This is a genomic window from Proteiniphilum saccharofermentans (genome assembly GCF_900095135.1).
Lineage (GTDB): Bacteria > Bacteroidota > Bacteroidia > Bacteroidales > Dysgonomonadaceae > Proteiniphilum > Proteiniphilum saccharofermentans.
Genome location: NZ_LT605205.1, coordinates 2,325,526 through 2,344,131 on the forward strand (window position 1 = coordinate 2,325,526; position 18,606 = coordinate 2,344,131).

Consider the following 18,606-nt stretch of genomic DNA (forward strand, 5'->3'; position numbering starts at 1 on the left):
TCAATAGAGAACGTCAAAAAAATGACGTCATAAAGAAAGGTTTAAAATAACTGGAAATGGAGGCTTTCGCGTAATTCCCTCTCTTTCTGTTTTTTTTGTTGGTAATAACGGGATACATAATAAGCAAAACCAACAAATACTCCCACTACCAGTAAGTCTTTAAATGTATTATTCTTCATAATTGATATAATTGAGAAATTTGAACTAAAAATTAATAGTGAAAAATTAATAGTGAAAAATTGGGGATAGCGGATTACGGAATTTTACCCAAACACTTTTCCACTCTATATATAGATGCAAAAAAAAGAAAAAGGTTGCATCGATTCCTGAAAATTTTCACTTTTTCTTTGCTATATTGCATTATTTACCATTTCCACGACAAAAACGTCGCTACTTTCTTCCGTTATTTTGTAACGGTCGTCGGGCCGCTCGCCCACAATCCATACTATATCATCACCGGAAAGGAGTATCCATGCATTTTCTTTCTCCTTCAAACTATATTTCCGGTCGGTGAAATAATCACTCACTTTTTTCCTGCCTTTCATGCCAAAAGGGATAAACCAATCTCCCTTATTCCATCTCCTCACGGTAAGGGGAAATTTCAATTTACTGAGATCGGCATACAGGATCCGGCTGTTTTTCTCTATGGAGAGGGGCATTTCCTCTTTCCGGATCAGTAAATGAAGAGATCCGGTTACCTCTTCCGTCTCCAAATGGATTTGGATAAGTTCTCCATCCCGTTCATTTCCTGTTACGGGATCAAGGATAAAAACGCCACGGTCTTTGATCAGACGATATGACTTCGAATGGAAGACCTTTCCCGAAGTGCTTTCCATACCAAGATAAACATCCTCGATCACTGATGCTCCAAAACCGAGTGGGGAGAGAATCTCAAACAGGACTGACCTGGGTGATGCCGTTTGACGGAGCTTCGCAATGTCGATTTTATCATCTCGAAACAAATCCTTTATTATATCACGAAGAGATTCACTATAAACCTTTTCCGCCTCGAAGAGGTTCCGTGAAGTGCGCCAAATGGCTTCTCTCACCGACGGGTTCAATTTCTCCAACTGAGGAATGATATTCAACCGGAGCGAATTCCGTAGAAAAATATCATTATCGTTTGTGCTGTCGAACACATAAGGCATATCCCGTTCAGCAATATACTCCTCAATCTCGGCACGCGTCACACACAGGAGAGGGCGTACTACATGCCTGTTCTTCGGCATGATTCCTGACAAACCCTTGATACCGGTTCCCCGGATCAGGTTCAGCAACACCGTTTCCACCGAATCATCCTTGTGGTGGGCTACGGCAACCGCTTCTGCAACATACTGGCGTCGGACAATCTCAAACCAGTCATAACGTAACTCGCGGGCCGCCATCTCAATAGAGATCTTTTTGTCGGCAGCATATTGGGTAGTATCGAAGTCGATAGATGTAAAGGGAATATCGATGCCTTTGCACCATTTCTTTACAAAGGCGGCATCACGGTTTGATTCCTCACCACGCAAATGAAAATTGCAATGAGCAGCCACACATTGGTATCCCGACAATGTGAGCAGGTCGAGCAACACCATAGAATCCATCCCTCCGCTCAACCCCACTATGACTGTAGCCCCTGGTGCGAATAGTTTCTCTTTTTCAATAAATCGGCGTACCCTATCGATCATTTTCGAAAATGCTTTATTCGACAAAAGTACTAATTTAACCTTTACCCTGCTGTGGTGCCAAACAAATCTTTCACTAAAAACCGGAATAAATAGTAATAAAATGTCTATTTTTGTACTGTATATAGGTTTATAAGATTCAATGACGATGATAGAAAAGATAGAGGCTCTCCTGTCTGAAATAGAGCAATTGACGGTCTCCGCCCCGGAAGAGGTAGAAATGGCACGAATAAAATACCTGAGTAAAAAAGGCAGTATATCTTCCCTGATGGATGGCTTTCGTTCTGTTCCTGCTGAACAGAAGCGTGAAGTGGGTATGCGGTTGAATGGACTGAAACAGAAAGCAATCGAAAAAATTGAATTATTGAAGAAGCAGTTTGAAAACAATGGTGCTGCCCACGGCGATATAGATCTGTCGCGTACAGCTTATCCCATCCCTTTGGGAACACGCCATCCGCTTTCAATTGTCAAAGAAGAGATTTGTGATATTTTCAAACGACTCGGCTTCTCCATTGCCGAAGGACCGGAGGTAGAGGACGACTGGCATGTGTTTTCATCTTTGAATTTTGCGGATGACCATCCTGCGCGCGACATGCAGGATACGTTCTTCGTTCAAAGCGATCCTCAGATCGTATTGCGCACGCATACCTCTTCTGTACAGACCCGAGTGATGGAAAAGACAGATCCTCCAATCCGGATCATTTGCCCGGGACGTGTGTACAGGAACGAAGCGATCTCTTACCGCGCCCACTGCTTTTTCCACCAGGTAGAAGCTCTCTATATCGACAAGGATGTGTCATTTGCCGACCTGAAACAGGCGTTACTCTTTTTTGCCAGGGAAATGTTTGGCGAACAGACAAAAATTCGGCTGCGTCCTTCCTATTTCCCCTTTACCGAGCCTAGTGCAGAGATGGATATCTCCTGCAATATCTGTGGAGGGAAAGGGTGTCCGTTCTGCAAGCATACCGGATGGGTGGAAATACTGGGATGTGGCATGGTAGACCCCAATGTATTGGAGAACTGCGGCATAGATAGTAAAGTCTATTCCGGTTATGCATTGGGAATGGGGATTGAACGTATTACCAATCTCAAGTACCAGGTGAAGGACCTGAGGCTGTTTTCCGAGAACGACGTCCGCTTCCTGGAGCAATTCCAATCAGCTCACTGATCCGTACTACACGCGTTATTCGCTTCGCGTTCTTCGGCTTAGCCGTTATTTCCCGCCTTGCGGGATTATTTATTCGCTTTGTTCATGTTGTTGAACAATCGAATAACAATCGAACAACTACTGAACAACAATTAAATTATGATAAGAGTAAAATATCTGATCCCAACGCTTTTCCTTGCCGTCGCCTTCGGCGTATCCGCACAGAAGACGACACGGGTAAACGCTATCAAGGCCAACGACTATGGTGTGGTTTATTCATTACCCAAGACATCGTTCGAGATAACCTTGTTAGTGAAGAAGACAACTTACCGGAAAGGAGAATTCTATCCTTATGCACAACGCTACCTGGGAATAGAAAAACCTATCACCGAAGATAAAATTGTATATACACTGGAAGATATCTCCATTGTAAACAGGGGTATACCCGACAAGAATAACTCTTTCATGGTGGCATTCCGGCCCAAATCATTGGAGCCATTCGTCCATCTCCGGGAAGATGGAGTAATTGTCACCATCAATGCAAATCCGGAATCTGAAACAGTTGAAGAACTAAAAATCCCCCAGGGCTTGCCGCCATCTGTCAATCCGAGGAACTACTTGTCCCAGGAGACACTTATGGCCGGTTCTACGGCAAGACAGGCAGAACTGGTCGCCAGACAGATATTTGGCCTGCGAAGCAGCAGGACAGACATATTGACCGGCGAAGCAGAGAATATGCCCCCGGACGGAAATGCCTATAAGGTGGTAATGGATGAGATCAACCGACAGGAGAAAGCACTGACGGAACTCTTTACCGGAAGCGAACAGGCCGAATACTTTACCCATAGCTACACTGTTGTTCCCGATGAGAGGGATATCGACCGCAGGGTGGTTGCCCGTTTCTCAGAAAAGTTGGGTCCTGTGGATGCCGATAACCTTGCCGGGGAAGCTATCTACCTCTCGCTGGTGAATAAAACTCCCAAAGTAGAGATGCAACTATCAGAGCGGGATTTGAAACGATTGGAAAATAAACTTAGCGACGGGATTGTGTATAATGTCCCGGGAAAAGCCATGTTGAACATTGAATTCAGAAACAGGACGCTGGCAAACAAAGAGGTGGACGTAGTACAATACGGCACGCAAGATGTCCTTGTAAGGAGAATGTTCGACAATACCAAGCAACCTATCAAAGTTTATTTTTATCCGGAATTGGGTGCCATCAAGCAGATTATTCAATAGAACCAATGTGCCATGTGCCAATGTAACAAAGATCAACCTGATAATCGATAACAGTATGCAAATCAAAACTAAATTTTCAATCTTTATCCTCTTAACAGGAATCATTCTGATTTCGTGCAACGGAAGAAGAGGAGGTGCAAAATCATCCAGGATAGATTTTGACAGTATTGTAGTGGCACGGCATATCCCGCTTTTGCAGGAGAACGATACTACCCTTCCCTATGCTGATGTAGACATTTCTTTTACTTACCCCGTGAAATTTCGGGACAGTGAAAGTCTGGCGCGCTTGCAACAAATTTTCCAGGGAACATTCTTCGGCGACAGCAATTATGATGCGCTTACTCCACAGGAAGCAGTGGATCAATATCTTAAGGAGTATACCGACCGGTATCAATCACTGTCGAACTATTATTATGAAGACAAAGCACGTATTGAAGGAAAGATGCCTTCATGGTACTGGTATATTATGAATAACAGCAATAAGATACTGTTCCAAAATGATTCACTGTTGAGCTATGCCGTTGAATACAGTGACTATGAAGGCGGGGCGCATGGTTCCTACCGGATCACCTATACTAATGTAGACCTGAATGACCTGGTCACCCTTACTGAAGAGGACTTGTTCGTACCGGGATATTTCAAGCCGCTTACGGAGAAAATTGTGGTACAGTTAATGAAAAAATATGATGTTCCTGTTGCCGATTCCCTTCTTATGAAAGGGTTCTTTACCATTGAGGATATCGTTCCCAACAATAACTTCTGGCTTGACGGGAAAAATATTCATTATTCCTATAATCAATATGAGATCGCCCCTTATGCCATGGGCGTCATTGATGTGTCGGTACCCTATTCCGAACTCTCCGATATCCTATTGCCGGAAAGTATTATTTCAAGATATTTCCTGAAAAAATAGAGACCAGATTACAAAATAAAATCAGCCGGCTGCATACCGGCTGATTTTATTATCTCATTGATACAAGATTAGTTGTTCTTGAACTCAAGGAAAAGGGTAATATGCACATCTTTACCAATACCTGCTCCATCAGGATCAAAGGCTACATTGTAATCCAAACGGTTAATCTTGTTTTTGGCAGTAAAACCAATCACCTCCGATCCGTCCTGTCCTTTCACCGTACCGCCGTACACCACATCAAAGGTAGTATCTTTCGTTACGTCCTTGATCTGCAATTTACCATGCAACTTGTACTTGCCATCTTCCACTTTCTCGATACCCGTACTTTCAAACGACATGGTCGGGAACTGTGTCACCTCAAAAAAATCGGCACTCCGCAAATGGTCGTCACGCATCGGTATACCGGTATTGATACTTTCCACACTTACATTGAAAAATACCCTTGCCGATTCCAACTGACCGGGACTCCCAATAATGGCACCGTCAAACTTATCGAATCGTCCCTGTACAAACGTGATACCACTATGTTTTACCTTAAAGTTCACCGAAGCGTGTGCCGGATCCACCTTGTAATTGGACTGTGCCATTACACCAAAACCGGCAACAAAAATGATTAATAAAAATGTTATTCTCTTCATATATTCATATAATTAATTTATAGGCATATTGCCTCACTATTTATGTTGAATTAACACTCCAAAAGCAATGATTGTTCAATTGCACCACCCGATACTTCTCCCTCACCGGTTTTAACATTGATAATTTACCGTTTCCGCTCCTTGTCCTGTGGAATTGGTGAAAAAGCACTATCTTTGTACAACAAAAACGACGGATTAGTTGTTACAAAGTGCCGGAGGCTTTGTCTCCTGCCAGAATCATGTCAATCGACGGCTACGGCTGTGAAATAGAAGAATTATGCAAGAATTAGATCAAGATCAGATATTAAATGAGTTAACTACCCAGGATTATAAATTCGGTTTTACCACTGACGTGGAGACCGAAGTCATAGAAAAGGGGTTGAACGAGGATGTCATCCGGTTGATTTCGGCGAAAAAGGGGGAACCCGAGTGGTTGCTTGAATTCCGGTTGAAAGCATATCGTCACTGGTTGACGATGGAAATGCCGGACTGGCCACACCTGAAGATTCCTGAAATCGATTATCAGGATATCATCTATTATGCCGATCCTACGAAGAAGAAAAACCCAAAAAGTCTGGACGAGGTCGATCCGGAATTATTAAAAACTTTCGAGCGTCTGGGAATCCCCCTTGAAGAACAGAAACAGCTCACAGGGGTTGCTGTAGATGCGGTGATGGACAGTGTCTCTATCAAAACCACCTTCAAAGAGGTGCTTGCCGAAAAAGGAATTATCTTCTGCTCCTTCAGTGAAGCGGTAAGACATCATCCCGACCTGGTAAGGAAATACCTGGGAACGGTCGTTCCCTATAAAGACAACTATTATGCAGCGTTGAACTCGGCGGTGTTCAGCGACGGTTCATTCGTCTATATCCCGGAAGGAGTACGCTGTCCGATGGAGCTTTCTACCTACTTCCGTATCAACACGGCCAATACCGGCCAGTTCGAACGGACACTTATTGTGGGCGACAACAACTCTTACGTGAGCTATCTCGAAGGGTGTACTGCTCCCATGCGCGACGAGAACCAACTGCACGCAGCTATCGTGGAGATCGTAGCTCTCGATCATGCAGAGGTGAAATACTCTACCGTACAGAACTGGTATCCCGGAGATAAGAACGGGAAAGGTGGTGTCTATAATTTCGTGACCAAACGGGGGATATGTAAAGGAGTGCATTCCAAGATCTCCTGGACACAGGTAGAGACCGGATCGGCCATCACCTGGAAATATCCTTCCTGTATTTTGGCAGGTGACTATTCTGTGGGTGAATTCTATTCGGTGGCAGTTACCAACAACTATCAGCAGGCAGATACCGGCACAAAGATGATCCACATAGGTAAAAATACCCGTAGCCGTATCGTCTCCAAAGGGATATCCGCAGGCAGCAGCCAGAACAGCTACCGTGGACTGGTGAAGGTGACCCAAAAGGCGGAGAATGCGCGTAACCACTCTCAATGTGATAGCCTGCTGCTGACCGACCACTGTGGGGCGCACACTTTTCCCTATACCGATATCCAGAATCCTACGGCCGTGCTTGAGCATGAGGCGACCACCTCCAAAATCAGCGAAGACCAGATCTTCTACTGCAACCAGCGTGGATTGGGTGAAGAGGAAGCCATCGGACTGATCGTAAACGGATATGTGAAGGAAGTGGTAAACAAACTCCCCATGGAATTTGCGGTAGAAGCTCAAAAATTACTCCAGATCAGCCTTGAAGGAAGCGTAGGATAACGATAATGGCCGAACTACCATCTGATCGGCTCCATATTGTGAGCCGACAGGTAGCCGTTAGCCTTGCTAAAGTGTTTATTACCAAAGAATCCCCTATGTGCGGATAACGGTGACGGGTGTGGTGATTTTAAGATAAGATGCCTGTTCGCATCAATACTGGCGCCTTTTCGCTGGGCATAAGCGCCCCACAGGATAAAAACCAGGTGATTTCTCTCTTCGGCCAGTCGCTTGATAGCAACATCGGTAAATTCTTCCCAACCTTTTCCTTGGTGTGATCCGGCACGATGTGCCTGTACTGTCAGGGTAGCATTCAGCAGGAGTACGCCCTGCTTCGCCCATCTCGTCAGATCTCCCGACCGGGGTGCAGGTATTCCCAGATCATCCTCTATCTCCTTATAGATATTCACCAACGAAGGGGGAATCTGTACTCCGTCATTCACAGAAAAGCACAGTCCATGCGCCTGGCCCGGTTCATGATAAGGATCCTGCCCTACTATCACCACTTTCACCTTGTTGAAGGGACAACTGTCAAATGCATTGAAAATCAGCTTTGCCGGCGGATATACGGTTCTAGCAGCATACTCTTTCCGCACAAAGTCGGTCAATGTCCTGAAATAAGGTTTCTCAAACTCCTGTTGAAGGTGCTCCTTCCAGCTTTCCTCTATTTTTACATCCATAGGTTATATGTCTAATGAAGCCTCTAAGGTAGTAAAAGAATTATGAATTATGAATAAAATAAGGGTAGCGGCTGAAAGCCGTCAGATAAGAAAAACCCCCTGTTTTCTGGCTTCCTCTTTCATCTCACGCGGCCATAGACTCGCCTGTATCTCCCCGATATGCGCCTTACGAAGATAATACATACAGAGTCTCGATTGCCCAATCCCTCCACCAATGGACAGAGGCAACTCCCCCTTCATCAACCGTTGATGGAAATAGAGCGATAACCGGTCCTCTTTACCGCGCAATTCCAGTTGACGTTTCAACGCGGCAGGATCTACACGAATCCCCATAGAGGATAACTCTACTGATTTCTCCAATACCGGGTTCCAGACCAGCAAATCACCATTTAACCCCAGATAACCCTCACTGTTGGATGTGCTCCAGTCGTCATAGTCAGGAGCACGCCCGTCATGCGGTTCACCATTGGACAATGGTGCACCGATACCTAACACAAACACAGCACCATATTCACGGGTAACGGCGTCTTCCCTCTGCTTGGAATCAAGATCCGGGTATTTCTGCAACAACTCTTCGGAATGGATGAAAGATATCTCGGGGGGAAGTTGCGGTTTTATAGCGGGGAATAACTCATAGACAAGATATTCGGTACGGAGCATGGCGGCATAAATCCGTCTGACTACCTGCTTCAGGAACTCTATTGTCCTGTCTTTCTCTCCGATAACCAGTTCCCAATCCCATTGGTCCACATATAATGAATGAAGATTGTCCAACTCTTCATCAGCACGGATGGCGTTCATATCGGTATATATACCGAAACCCTCCTCTATCTCGTAATCGGCCAGTGTCAACCGCTTCCATTTTGCCAGCGAATGGACTATCTCCGCGCTCCGGTCATCCATATCCTTGATCGGAAACTGTACCGGCCGCTCTACACCGTTCAGGTCATCATTGATACCGGTCCCGCTCTCCACGAAAAGAGGTGCGGTGACACGACGAAGGCGCAGCTCAGATGAGAGATTGGCCTGAAAAAAATCTTTAATACTCTTAATTCCCAGTTCCGTCTGCTTCAGGTTCAGAAGCGGCGCATAACCGGCAGGAATTTGTAGTTTTGACATATTTTTTAATGTGAATTTCGATTTTGAACCCACAAAGGTATGACATTTATTCATTTTGTCAAATAAAAACCGCTTAAAAACATCATTATGATAGATTTCAGGCTAAAATACAAGCAATTATCACACAAAACATCTATTGGACAATCATTTTCCCCACCAAATCATTCACGGAAGCAATCTGATGCCGTTCAAGATAATCGTGGATACCATCTATAATCTTTACCGAAGCGGCGGGATCGATAAAATTATAGGTACCTATCTGTACCGCCGTGGCACCGGCCAGAATGAACTCTATGGCATCCTGCCAGTTACAGATCCCTCCCATCCCGATGATCGGGATTTTCACTGCATGGAATACTTCCCATACCATACGTATGGCGATCGGCTTGATACAGGGACCTGAAAGTCCTCCCGTAATAGTGGAGAGTTTCGGTCTTCTGCTCTCCACATCAATAGCCATCCCCAGGAAGGTATTGACAAGCGATACGGCATCCGCACCTTCATCCTCCACGCCGCGGGCAATTTCAGTAACATCGGTCACGTTGGGAGATAATTTCACTATCAGCGTCTTTGGAAATACTTTACGCACCTCTCTGGTAACCTGGGCTGCCGATTGGCAGGAAGTACCGAACGCCATACCGCCTTCTTTGACATTGGGGCAGGAGATATTCAGCTCAATAGCCGGCATCTTGTCAAGATCCGCCAGTTTCTCCGCACAGGCGACATAATCCTCCACGGTAGATCCCGATACATTCACGATCATATGGGTGTCGTAATCCTTTATGACGGGATAGAGGTGTTCTACAAAATAATCCACTCCTTTATTCTGAAGACCGACCGCATTAAGCATCCCTGAGGGTGTTTCGGCCATCCTGGGGTAATCATTGCCTTGCCGGGGGGCAAGCGTGGTTCCTTTCACGAAGATGCCTCCCAGGCGTCCCAAATCGATAAAATCGGCATATTCGGTTCCGTATCCGAATGTACCGGAAGCGGTCATCACAGGGTTCTTCAGTTTTAAATCTCCTATATGTACTTCTAATCCAGCCATGTGAGTTGATTGATATTAAAAACGGGCCCTTCAGTACAGGCGCAAATATTTCCTCTGACTGTTTTCTCCACACAGCAGAGGCAGGCGCCAAAACCGCATGCCATCAGGTTTTCGAGTGAAGCCTCGCATTCAATGCCATGATCATGGGCATATTTCGCTACTGCCACCATCATCGGTTTCGGGCCGCAGGTATAAATATAGTCATATTTCTTTTCTTTCAGCACGGAATGATGGGTCACGTACCCTTTCTCACCCAGCGAACCGTCTTCGGTGGTGCAATGGAGCGTTCCGTACCGTTCAAAATCCGACCGTTGCAGGATATCTTTCGACGAACGCCCACCCAGCAGAAATTCAGGGTCTATTCCCCTCTCTTTCATCTCCTTACCGAGGAAAAGCATCGGGGCGGTTCCTACTCCTCCGCCTACGAGCAGATATTTACCCTTCCTTTCAGGAAGGGTAAAAGAGTTTCCCAGTGGGTAGATCAGGTTCATGGTCCCTCCCTCAGGAATAGCGCAAATCTTCTCCGTACCTTCACCTACTTTCTGGATCAGAAGCCATATCTCGTTCTTTTCCTTATCGACAAAATTGATGGATATGGGCCTTCTTAGAAAGACATGGGGTGAATTATCGACCAATATCTGCACAAACTGTCCGGGTTGCATCTCAGGCAATACTTCGTTGCCGGCAGGTGCAACCTTTATCAGATGGTTCTGATCATTCAGGGTTTCGTTGGAGCGAACAGTGAAATCGAGTACTTGCATGTAAATTGTTTAAAGTACAAAAATACATCTAAATTTCTATTCCGGCAACGCACATTTAAAATTTGGCGATAGAAAAATAAAGGTGAATAAAATGAAATGCCCTCCCAATAGTCTTTATACGGCTTTTGGGGGGCATCATGGTTATCCATACAGACCGGTTATTCCTTTTCCGGAATTATCCAGAGAAAAACGGACTTACCGTCTACCGAAATTTGTCCATCCGGTTTCCAGTCACCCATATCAAAAGCATGGGAAACTACACGGCTGCCGGGTTTCATTTCTGACAAAATCTTTGGCATCAACTTTAAATTGACATCCGGCAAAAGATAGAGTGTCAATACCGAGGCTTTACTGAAATCGAAATCAAAAAGATTGCCTTCGTGGAAGGTAACCTTGTCTTCCACTCCCGCCTCCCGGGCATTCTCATTGGCCTCTTTGATCCTTTCGGGATTAAGGTCTACTCCTATACCTGTGGCACCATATTTTTTTGCTGCAGTGATCACAATGCGTCCATCCCCACATCCCAGATCATATACAACATCCCCCTTACCTACGTTGGCAAGGTCTAGCATACCCTCTACTACATTCTGTGGTGTAGGCACATAGGGCACATCCAATTCAATTTGCTGTGCATTCAGCTGCAATGCTCCGCACAAAAATAGCAATGTAACAAGATAATTCATTGATTTCATAGGTTTTGACTTTTTTAAATTTGGAATATATATTACTGAACAACTACCGAATATCATCCATAGGTTTCCGGAAGAAAGAGACTCCCCATCCCGTCAATAGCAAGGCTACTCCCACCAGTGCTCCCGTTCCGGTGACGGAAAGACTGGAGTAGAGCATGTAAGCACAGAAAGCGACAAAGAGAAAGGGTATAACCGGATATAGTGGCACTTTGAAAGGGCGCGGGACATCCGGTTGTTTCTTCCTCAATACGAACAGGCTCAGTCCGGTACATAGAAAGAAAAACCAGAAGACCGGTGCTGTAAAATCGACCATGGCTTCAAAACCGTTACGGGTAAATGCGCCAAAAACGATCAATACCACTGCAATCACTCCCTGCAATATCAATGAATTGACAGGTGATGATTTTTCTTTATCCCATTTTCCCAGAAATGCCAATGGAGAAAAATCCTTTCCCAACGCATAATTAGCCCTGGCTCCTGTAAAAATAGTCGTATTCAGTGAGGTAAGAGCAAAAATTGAAACCAACAGGCCGATCAGGATTACCCCCTTTTCACCCAGTGTAGCCCGCATCATATCCACGCCTACGGCTTCCGATGCCGCCATCCCGCTTAATCCCAGCACATTCAGGAAAGCCAGATTCATCAGCAGATAAACCAGTGTGATAATCAGAATACTGGTAACCAGCACCAATGCCATTTTCCGACTTCCGGTCTTCAATTCCGCAGAAATGTATGCCGCTTCATTCCAACCGCCAAACGTCAATAGTACAAAGATAAGCGCCAGACCTATCGATGTATTGGATGGGATATCCACAGCCCGCGACGACATTTGCACCGTTGTGGAGGGTTCCACTAAAAATCCGGCCAGGACAATAATTAAAATCCCGATAATCTGCAGTGCCATGAACAGCTTTTGAAGGCCCGTACCAAAACGGATACCCAATATATTTACCAATGTGAGCGAGATCACAATGGCTCCGGCATAAAAAGCAGAAGAATAGGTTCCCAAAGGAAGAAGTTCCGCCAGATAATCTCCTGCAATATAGGCCAGTATAGCAATAGATCCCGTCTGTGTGACCGTAACACGTGACCAGGCAAATAAGAATGAGAATCTTTTTCCAAAGGCAGTTTTCAGAAAATGGTAATCACCACCTGCATTGGGGAAAGCAGAGCTTAATTCTGAATAACAAAGGGCGCCGGTCAGAGAAATAATGCCTCCGAGTACCCATGTAGCAGCAAACCAAAATTGGTCGGGGGAGTTGGCCGCAACGACCGATGGGGTCCGGAAAATTCCTGCACCAATCACAATTCCTACAATAAGGACAATAGCATCAATCAGTCGCAATGCCGGTGCCGGTGCGGCCAGGTCTGTATGTCGAACTTTTTCTTTCATCGGGCAACACGTTTTAAGTTTGTCCGGTGGTTACATAAACGAAAGACTTGGTTTCATATATCCTGCAGCAAAGACAGGATCACCATTCGTCCTTCTTCATCGACAGCAATGTGCCGAGTATACAAATACCGAAAAATCAAAGATATGAATATTCACAGCAAAGAAATGTATCCTTTTTAAATGTTTAACTTTTTTATGAAGCTATTTCGAAAGGACAAGGTGAAGACGCCAAGGACTATACAGTTATTTCAGGTGAGGGCCGAATATCTCAAAAGTATTGTCATCATAATAAATAATTATTTGCGTGATTTTCCGGTCATTATTTTTTGAGGGGATAATCATCTTGTTTTCTGTCAATTGAGCATTATAATCGGGTTGTTTAAAGCCCTTTTCTTTCGATTTTTCAATGGCTTCCACCGCCCTGGCCCTATTCGTTGCATCCTGATTGAATAAATCGGGCTCTGGAAAAACTGAATTACCACCATATCCTTCTTTATACATATTACCGGTACCATTGATCAGCCATTCGCTATTGATGTAGTCCATTTCACTCAGGATCTTTGTAACCACATCCAGGCTGGGGTTATTTCTTCCATTCAATATATGAGAAATAATAGCCCGGTTGATCTGTAGCTTATCCGCAAATTTTGCCGGCGTCAGATTCTCTTTTTCCATGATTAGTTTGATGCGATCCTTCATACAATCATTTTTTAGGCATTATCAGAACAATAGTAATCAATTTTATTACAAAAGTAACGACACAAATGTATAATAAGTTATTCACAAATGAAAATTATTTTTAGATATAAATGTAAATTACAAATGTTTATCAATCGGATTACAATTATGCCCACATTCGGATGTAATTCTGTAAACAATCATAAAGTATACTAAACTATTTATTCATTATTTATACATAATAAAATCATATATAACTATATAATTACATAAGAATCTCTGTTTTTTAACATTATCGGGGATCAAATCCCGTTCATTAAAACCGCATCTATTCTTTAGATTTACAAATTAAATATAATCATCTTTTATATAGATATATAGCATAGGAATATAGTCTGATGCTAAACTGTTAAACCTTAAAATATAGAATTGTAAAGACCATTCTATTGTAAACAATATATTTAATAAACAAATGTGTCAACATCTTTTGTTTACTTTTGTAAAATACACAAACCTATTTACAATATACATTTATTCGTTAAAAATTATTATCAACCAAATAGCAAAGGCTATTTTCAGTGAGAATTGCATAGATTCGTACAGAATTACTAAAAGAGGGGTACAACTCTACCCACAGAGAGTTTAATCATAGATATATATCTGAATTATAGATATTTAAATCGATTTTTTCATGTCTTTATTTTACACTGGAAAAAAATATTTAAAGGAATGAACCGTTTGCTTACCATCACTGTTTAATAATGGGACATTATTTTGATGGAGAAGAGAGAAGAAAACTTGTTCAATCGATATCGAAGGTAAAATGTCGAATGTGATTTTTTTAAACAGAATGAATATGCAATTATCAACTATAAAACTTTGGGCTGTCTTAATATTCATTTTTATCGCTATACAATGTAACGGTCAAGGAAGACAAGACCAAACAAGCGGGCAAAAAGCAGTAAGCGCAGCAAATAATCAGAATATGGAATCAAGAAAGACTTTGCACGATTTCACCGTGAAGGATATAGACGGGAATGATTTCAGCTTGGCTTCCCTGAAGGGAAAAAAAGTGCTGGTGGTGAATGTAGCTTCGAAGTGCGGGCTGACTCCTCAATACGAGCAACTGCAGGAACTTTATGAGAAATACCGGCATCTGAATTTCTTCGTTATTGGTTTTCCGGCTAACAATTTTCTTGGACAGGAGCCGGGTAGCAATCTTGAAATCAAGGAATTCTGTACAGCCAATTATGGAGTGACCTTTCCCATGATGGAAAAGATCAGTGTGAAGGGTAAGAATCAGGCTCCATTGTATCAATGGCTTACAAAAAAATCAGAGAACGGGGTCATGGATCAAAAGGTAACCTGGAACTTTCAGAAGTTCATGGTCGATGAAGAGGGACATTTGGTTGATGCTGTGATGCCGAAGGAAAGCCCTATGAGCGACAAGATAATAAACTGGATCACCGGGAATTAATGCATAATCCTATAAACGAGCTCCTTCAACAGATCTCCCTGGGAAGCCGACACATTGTCTACCCCCTTTGACCGGGCATCGAATGTACGCAGGTCTGAGATGATTTCCATCACTTTCTGGGCGTTATAATTACGCAGGCCTGTCATATAATCACGTACGAAATAAGCTGATTTCATATTCAATGCATTCATAATGCTTTGTTCATCCTTTCGTGGTAACCAGAAGCATTCCAGAAGGTTACTGAAATAGTTGAACAGCACGGCGATCGTGGCCATCATCGGATTTTCTTTCGGATTCTTATCAAAGTAATCTACGATCCGGTTAGCAGCCACTACATTTTTGGAAATGACAGCTTTCTGTAGCTCAAAATTATTGTAATCCTTACTGATACCCACATTTCTCTCTATCAATGCGGATGTAATACGCTGTTCTCCTTCGGGAAGTGAGACCTCCAATTTTTGAAGTTGAGGGATCAGTTTGCTGATATCGTTTCCTATATAATCGGTCAGCATCTGTGCCGATTTCTCATCTATACCTATTCCTCTCTCTTTCAGCCAGGATTGAATAAATGCCGGTATCTGGTTTTCGTACAATTTCTTCGATTCAAATACCTCTCCTGTTTTAAGTATGCTTTTGACTACAGCCTTCCGTTTATCTACCGTGCCATGTTTGTAATTGATTACCAGAATAGTGGAAGGCATCGGATTCTTGGCATATAAGTCGAGCAACTCGAACTTGTCGAGATTCTGAGCCTCTTTCACAATAATAAGCTGGTATTCCGCCATCATAGGGAAACGGCGAGCAGATGAGATAATAAGGTTGACATCAGCATCTACTCCGTAGAAAGTGAGCATATTGAAATCTTTCTCCGTTTCAGTCAACACTGTGTCGGAGAGCAAATCGGTCAATACATCTATAAAATAGGACTCATCGCCCATAAAGAGATATATGGGTTTGAACCGACGTTGCAGAATATCGTTGCGGACAGAGTTAAAAGATGATTGTGTGGATGCAGCCATTTAATTGATGTGATGATGTGATTAATATGCCAATGTGCCAATCAGTAACTTGCAATTTATTTATCACCAGTCGAAGCGCAAATGTTTGATGGTAGAACCTCTGTTCATAATGGATGACAGCGACTTGATACCTATTTTCACATGCTCTTCCACAAAATTTTCTGTAATATGCTGATCACTTTTTTCAGTCTTCACACCGGTAGAGATCAACGGTTGGTCGGACACAAGCAGCAATGCCCCCGTAGGAATGCGATTGGCAAAGCCGCAGGTGAAAAGCGTGGCCGTTTCCATATCTACTGCCATGGCACGGATCTGCCTCAGATAATTCTTAAAATCATCGTCGTATTCCCACACACGGCGATTGGTAGTATATACAGTACCTGTCCAGTAATCCCGGCTAAAGTCGCGCACATTGGACGAAACCGCCCTTAGGAGGCTGAATGCCGGCAGGGAGGGTACTTCGGGCGGGAAATAATCATTCGACGTACCTTCGCCACGGATAGCGGCAATGGGTAGAATGTAATCTCCCAACTCACTCCTCGATTTCAATGCACCGCATTTTCCCAGGAAAAGCACTGCCGAGGGTGATACAGCGCTCAGCAAATCCATGATGGTAGCTGCATTGGCGCTTCCCATTCCAAAATTGATGATGGTGATGCCGTTGGCAGAGGCATTAGGCATATTGGCGTCTAGACCGACTATAGGAGCGTTGAAATGATCAGCAAAGATTTCGACATACTTTTGAAAGTTAGTCAACAAGACAAATTTGGTAAATTCATCAAGTGACCTCTTCGTATATCTGGGGAGCCAATTCTCTACTATTTCCTGTTTTGTTTTCATACTCTTTTTTCCCTCTGTTCTATTCTTTTACTCTTAGCCACCCGGGCACTTAGGCACTTTTCCACTTTCCCACTTGCTTTATCACATAAAAAAGGTAATTTTGTGGCGGCTAAACCGTTTTTCTGCAAACAAAGATACAATGTACGATTTAAATTTGCCATCTTTCGACACAAAAATCCGTAAAAAGGGTGACAGGCTGGAAATCTTCGATCCCCTACGTAAAAAATATGTAACACTGACTCCTGAAGAATGGGTACGCCAGCATTTTGTCCATTATCTTATTTCAGAAAAACAGTTTCCGGCCTCACTAATAGCCAATGAGGCCGGGATCAAACTCAACTCGCTTTCTAAAAGATGCGATACGGTGGTGTACAACCGTCAGCTTGAACCGGTGATGATCGTAGAGTATAAAAGACCGGACGTAACCATAACCCAGGAGGTATTCAACCAGATTACCCGGTATAATAGTGTATTAAAGGTGCACTATATCATTGTTTCCAACGGTTTGGTGCACCATTGCTGTCAAATGGATTATGAACAGCAGTCCTATCATTACCTTACTGAAATTCCAACTTACCAGGAAATTACTCAGTAGTTATTCGATTGTTATTCAACCATTAAATGTGAGCGGAATGAATAACAGCGAAGCGGAATAACGCGAAGCGGACAACTATTGAATCAGTAGCTTTCTTCCTCCGAGGGAAAATCGGACGATTTGACGTCGTTTATATATTGCCGGACTGCTGTTGTAATCTCGTCGTACAAATTGGCGTAGCGACGCAAGAAACGGGGAGAAAAACCTTTGTTCAACCCCAGCATATCATGCATAACCAACACCTGCCCATCCACCTGGGCCCCGGCACCAATCCCTATTGTCGGAATATCCAGTTCTGCCGTCACTTTGCCTGCCAGTTCCGCGGGAATTTTTTCCAACACGATGGAACAGCATCCTATTTTCTGCAATAAACGGGCATCTTCCAGCAACTTGGTTGCTTCCTCGTCTTCTGTGGCGCGTACAGCATAAGTACCGTATTTGTTGATTGATTGCGGCATCAACCCCAGGTGCCCCATCACAGGGATGCCGGCGTTCAGGATAGCTCTGATTGATTCGGCCACCTCTTTTCCTCCTTCCAATTTCAGGCAATCGGCCTGGGTTTCCTTCATGATTTTTACTGCATTGCCAACGGCTTCATAAGGATTTCCCTGATAACTGCCGAAAGGCATATCTACCACTACCATGGCCCGCTTTACCGCATTCATCACCGACTTCCCGTGATATATCATCTGCTCTACCGTCATCGGCAAGGTGGTGGTGTTTCCGGCCATCACATTAGAAGCCGAGTCTCCTACCAGTATCACATCAATACCTGCCTGATCGATTACAGACGCCATGGAATAGTCATAGGCCGTGAGCATCGATATCTTTTCACCCTGTTGCTTCATCTCGCGTAAACGGTGTGTAGTTACTTTCTTCCGGTTGGTAATGGTAAGATACCCTTTTTTATCTTCTGACATCTTTACAGTTTTAATGTTTTACTTGAAAATAGTTCCATCTTTTCGACGGCA

19 protein-coding genes are annotated in these 18,606 nt (G+C 43.7%); 6 read left to right on the forward strand and 13 right to left on the reverse strand.

Annotation, left to right across the window (positions count from 1 at the left end; genetic code table 11):
- Positions 1-41 precede the first annotated feature (41 nt).
- Both PSM36_RS17365 and tilS read right to left on the reverse strand, forming a co-directional pair.
- Positions 42-179, reverse strand: a complete 138-nt coding sequence (locus PSM36_RS17365; RefSeq protein ID WP_154670995.1) for a hypothetical protein — start codon at positions 177-179, stop codon at positions 42-44.
- A 171-nt stretch (positions 180-350) separates the two neighbouring features.
- Complete coding sequence (gene tilS / locus PSM36_RS09100) at positions 351-1,673, reverse strand: tRNA lysidine(34) synthetase TilS (RefSeq protein WP_076930642.1); 1,323 nt, start codon at positions 1,671-1,673, stop codon at positions 351-353.
- Positions 1,674-1,818: 145 nt separating this feature from the next.
- Here tilS and pheS point away from each other — a divergent pair, with 145 nt between their 5' ends.
- The 3 genes from pheS to PSM36_RS09115 all read left to right on the forward strand — a co-directional run bounded on the left by pheS (position 1,819) and on the right by PSM36_RS09115 (position 4,969).
- Positions 1,819-2,838 (forward strand): phenylalanine--tRNA ligase subunit alpha, encoded by a 1,020-nt coding sequence (gene pheS, locus PSM36_RS09105; protein WP_076930643.1) that lies wholly within the window; start codon positions 1,819-1,821, stop codon positions 2,836-2,838.
- Between the two features lie 138 nt (positions 2,839-2,976).
- Entirely contained in the window at positions 2,977-4,056 is a 1,080-nt protein-coding gene (locus PSM36_RS09110; RefSeq protein ID WP_076930644.1) for a DUF4831 family protein, read from the forward strand.
- A gap of 55 nt (positions 4,057-4,111) precedes the next feature.
- Positions 4,112-4,969: a DUF3298 and DUF4163 domain-containing protein gene (locus PSM36_RS09115; protein ID WP_154670996.1), complete on the forward strand. Its 858-nt coding sequence runs from the start codon at positions 4,112-4,114 to the stop codon at positions 4,967-4,969.
- Between the two features lie 68 nt (positions 4,970-5,037).
- On the opposite strand, the gene PSM36_RS09120 is transcribed toward PSM36_RS09115, so the two are convergent.
- The gene (locus tag PSM36_RS09120; protein ID WP_076930646.1) at positions 5,038-5,607 is read right to left on the reverse strand and encodes a YceI family protein; all 570 of its coding nucleotides are present in this window, start codon (positions 5,605-5,607) and stop codon (positions 5,038-5,040) included.
- Between the two features lie 277 nt (positions 5,608-5,884).
- Between PSM36_RS09120 and sufB the strand changes: the two genes are divergently transcribed.
- A complete protein-coding gene (gene sufB, locus PSM36_RS09125; RefSeq protein ID WP_076930647.1) occupies positions 5,885-7,336 on the forward strand; it encodes a Fe-S cluster assembly protein SufB in 1,452 nt (483 codons plus the stop codon).
- Between the two features lie 14 nt (positions 7,337-7,350).
- Here sufB and ung read toward each other — a convergent pair whose 3' ends face one another.
- The 7 genes from ung to PSM36_RS09160 form a co-directional block, all read right to left on the reverse strand.
- Complete coding sequence (gene ung, locus PSM36_RS09130) at positions 7,351-8,013, reverse strand: uracil-DNA glycosylase (RefSeq protein ID WP_076930648.1); 663 nt, start codon at positions 8,011-8,013, stop codon at positions 7,351-7,353.
- 81 nt (positions 8,014-8,094) lie between these two features.
- Positions 8,095-9,132: an aspartate--ammonia ligase gene (gene asnA / locus PSM36_RS09135; protein WP_076930649.1), complete on the reverse strand. Its 1,038-nt coding sequence runs from the start codon at positions 9,130-9,132 to the stop codon at positions 8,095-8,097.
- 133 nt (positions 9,133-9,265) lie between these two features.
- Positions 9,266-10,180: a dihydroorotate dehydrogenase gene (locus PSM36_RS09140; protein WP_076930650.1), complete on the reverse strand. Its 915-nt coding sequence runs from the start codon at positions 10,178-10,180 to the stop codon at positions 9,266-9,268.
- The gene (locus tag PSM36_RS09145; RefSeq protein ID WP_394333054.1) at positions 10,168-10,947 is read right to left on the reverse strand and encodes a dihydroorotate dehydrogenase electron transfer subunit; all 780 of its coding nucleotides are present in this window, start codon (positions 10,945-10,947) and stop codon (positions 10,168-10,170) included. The genes PSM36_RS09140 and PSM36_RS09145 overlap by 13 nt, the downstream gene beginning before the upstream one ends.
- A gap of 152 nt (positions 10,948-11,099) precedes the next feature.
- Positions 11,100-11,633 (reverse strand): SAM-dependent methyltransferase, encoded by a 534-nt coding sequence (locus PSM36_RS09150; protein ID WP_076930652.1) that lies wholly within the window; start codon positions 11,631-11,633, stop codon positions 11,100-11,102.
- A 43-nt stretch (positions 11,634-11,676) separates the two neighbouring features.
- Positions 11,677-13,026 carry an APC family permease gene (locus PSM36_RS09155; RefSeq protein WP_076930653.1) on the reverse strand — a complete coding sequence of 450 codons (1,350 nt, stop codon included), beginning with the start codon at positions 13,024-13,026 and terminating at the stop codon, positions 11,677-11,679.
- Between the two features lie 243 nt (positions 13,027-13,269).
- Positions 13,270-13,725 (reverse strand): helix-turn-helix domain-containing protein, encoded by a 456-nt coding sequence (locus PSM36_RS09160; RefSeq protein WP_076930654.1) that lies wholly within the window; start codon positions 13,723-13,725, stop codon positions 13,270-13,272.
- Between the two features lie 964 nt (positions 13,726-14,689).
- Here PSM36_RS09160 and PSM36_RS09165 point away from each other — a divergent pair.
- Positions 14,690-15,181, forward strand: a complete 492-nt coding sequence (locus PSM36_RS09165) for a glutathione peroxidase (protein WP_076932156.1) — start codon at positions 14,690-14,692, stop codon at positions 15,179-15,181.
- Here PSM36_RS09165 and holA read toward each other — a convergent pair.
- A complete protein-coding gene (holA, locus tag PSM36_RS09170; RefSeq protein ID WP_076930655.1) occupies positions 15,178-16,200 on the reverse strand; it encodes a DNA polymerase III subunit delta in 1,023 nt (340 codons plus the stop codon). The genes PSM36_RS09165 and holA overlap by 4 nt on opposite strands.
- 63 nt (positions 16,201-16,263) lie before the next feature.
- Positions 16,264-17,040 carry an AMP nucleosidase gene (locus PSM36_RS09175; protein ID WP_076930656.1) on the reverse strand — a complete coding sequence of 259 codons (777 nt, stop codon included), beginning with the start codon at positions 17,038-17,040 and terminating at the stop codon, positions 16,264-16,266.
- Positions 17,041-17,179: 139 nt separating this feature from the next.
- Here PSM36_RS09175 and PSM36_RS09180 point away from each other — a divergent pair, with 139 nt between their 5' ends.
- Positions 17,180-17,635 carry a type I restriction enzyme HsdR N-terminal domain-containing protein gene (locus tag PSM36_RS09180; RefSeq protein WP_076930657.1) on the forward strand — a complete coding sequence of 152 codons (456 nt, stop codon included), beginning with the start codon at positions 17,180-17,182 and terminating at the stop codon, positions 17,633-17,635.
- An 83-nt stretch (positions 17,636-17,718) separates the two neighbouring features.
- On the opposite strand, the gene panB is transcribed toward PSM36_RS09180, so the two are convergent.
- The gene (gene panB, locus PSM36_RS09185) at positions 17,719-18,555 is read right to left on the reverse strand and encodes a 3-methyl-2-oxobutanoate hydroxymethyltransferase (RefSeq protein ID WP_076930658.1); all 837 of its coding nucleotides are present in this window, start codon (positions 18,553-18,555) and stop codon (positions 17,719-17,721) included.
- Positions 18,556-18,606: the final 51 nt, after the last annotated feature.

Excerpts from the sequence above, each read along its gene's own strand:
- holA (WP_076930655.1), bottom strand. The coding sequence starts at position 16,200 with ATGGCTGCATCCACACAATCATCTTTTAACTCTGTCCGCAACGATATT.
- PSM36_RS09115 (WP_154670996.1), top strand. The coding sequence starts at position 4,112 with ATGCAAATCAAAACTAAATTTTCAATCTTTATCCTCTTAACAGGAATC.
- panB (WP_076930658.1), bottom strand. The coding sequence starts at position 18,555 with ATGTCAGAAGATAAAAAAGGGTATCTTACCATTACCAACCGGAAGAAA.
- PSM36_RS09155 (WP_076930653.1), bottom strand. The coding sequence starts at position 13,026 with ATGAAAGAAAAAGTTCGACATACAGACCTGGCCGCACCGGCACCGGCA.
- tilS (WP_076930642.1), bottom strand. The coding sequence starts at position 1,673 with ATGATCGATAGGGTACGCCGATTTATTGAAAAAGAGAAACTATTCGCA.
- pheS (WP_076930643.1), top strand. The coding sequence starts at position 1,819 with ATGATAGAAAAGATAGAGGCTCTCCTGTCTGAAATAGAGCAATTGACG.
- PSM36_RS09180 (WP_076930657.1), top strand. The coding sequence starts at position 17,180 with ATGTACGATTTAAATTTGCCATCTTTCGACACAAAAATCCGTAAAAAG.
- sufB (WP_076930647.1), top strand. The coding sequence starts at position 5,885 with ATGCAAGAATTAGATCAAGATCAGATATTAAATGAGTTAACTACCCAG.
- PSM36_RS09160 (WP_076930654.1), bottom strand. The coding sequence starts at position 13,725 with ATGAAGGATCGCATCAAACTAATCATGGAAAAAGAGAATCTGACGCCG.
- PSM36_RS09140 (WP_076930650.1), bottom strand. The coding sequence starts at position 10,180 with ATGGCTGGATTAGAAGTACATATAGGAGATTTAAAACTGAAGAACCCT.
- PSM36_RS09110 (WP_076930644.1), top strand. The coding sequence starts at position 2,977 with ATGATAAGAGTAAAATATCTGATCCCAACGCTTTTCCTTGCCGTCGCC.
- PSM36_RS09165 (WP_076932156.1), top strand. The coding sequence starts at position 14,690 with ATGGAATCAAGAAAGACTTTGCACGATTTCACCGTGAAGGATATAGAC.
- asnA (WP_076930649.1), bottom strand. The coding sequence starts at position 9,132 with ATGTCAAAACTACAAATTCCTGCCGGTTATGCGCCGCTTCTGAACCTG.
- PSM36_RS09120 (WP_076930646.1), bottom strand. The coding sequence starts at position 5,607 with ATGAAGAGAATAACATTTTTATTAATCATTTTTGTTGCCGGTTTTGGT.
- ung (WP_076930648.1), bottom strand. The coding sequence starts at position 8,013 with ATGGATGTAAAAATAGAGGAAAGCTGGAAGGAGCACCTTCAACAGGAG.
- PSM36_RS17365 (WP_154670995.1), bottom strand. The coding sequence starts at position 179 with ATGAAGAATAATACATTTAAAGACTTACTGGTAGTGGGAGTATTTGTT.
- PSM36_RS09175 (WP_076930656.1), bottom strand. The coding sequence starts at position 17,040 with ATGAAAACAAAACAGGAAATAGTAGAGAATTGGCTCCCCAGATATACG.
- PSM36_RS09150 (WP_076930652.1), bottom strand. The coding sequence starts at position 11,633 with ATGAAATCAATGAATTATCTTGTTACATTGCTATTTTTGTGCGGAGCA.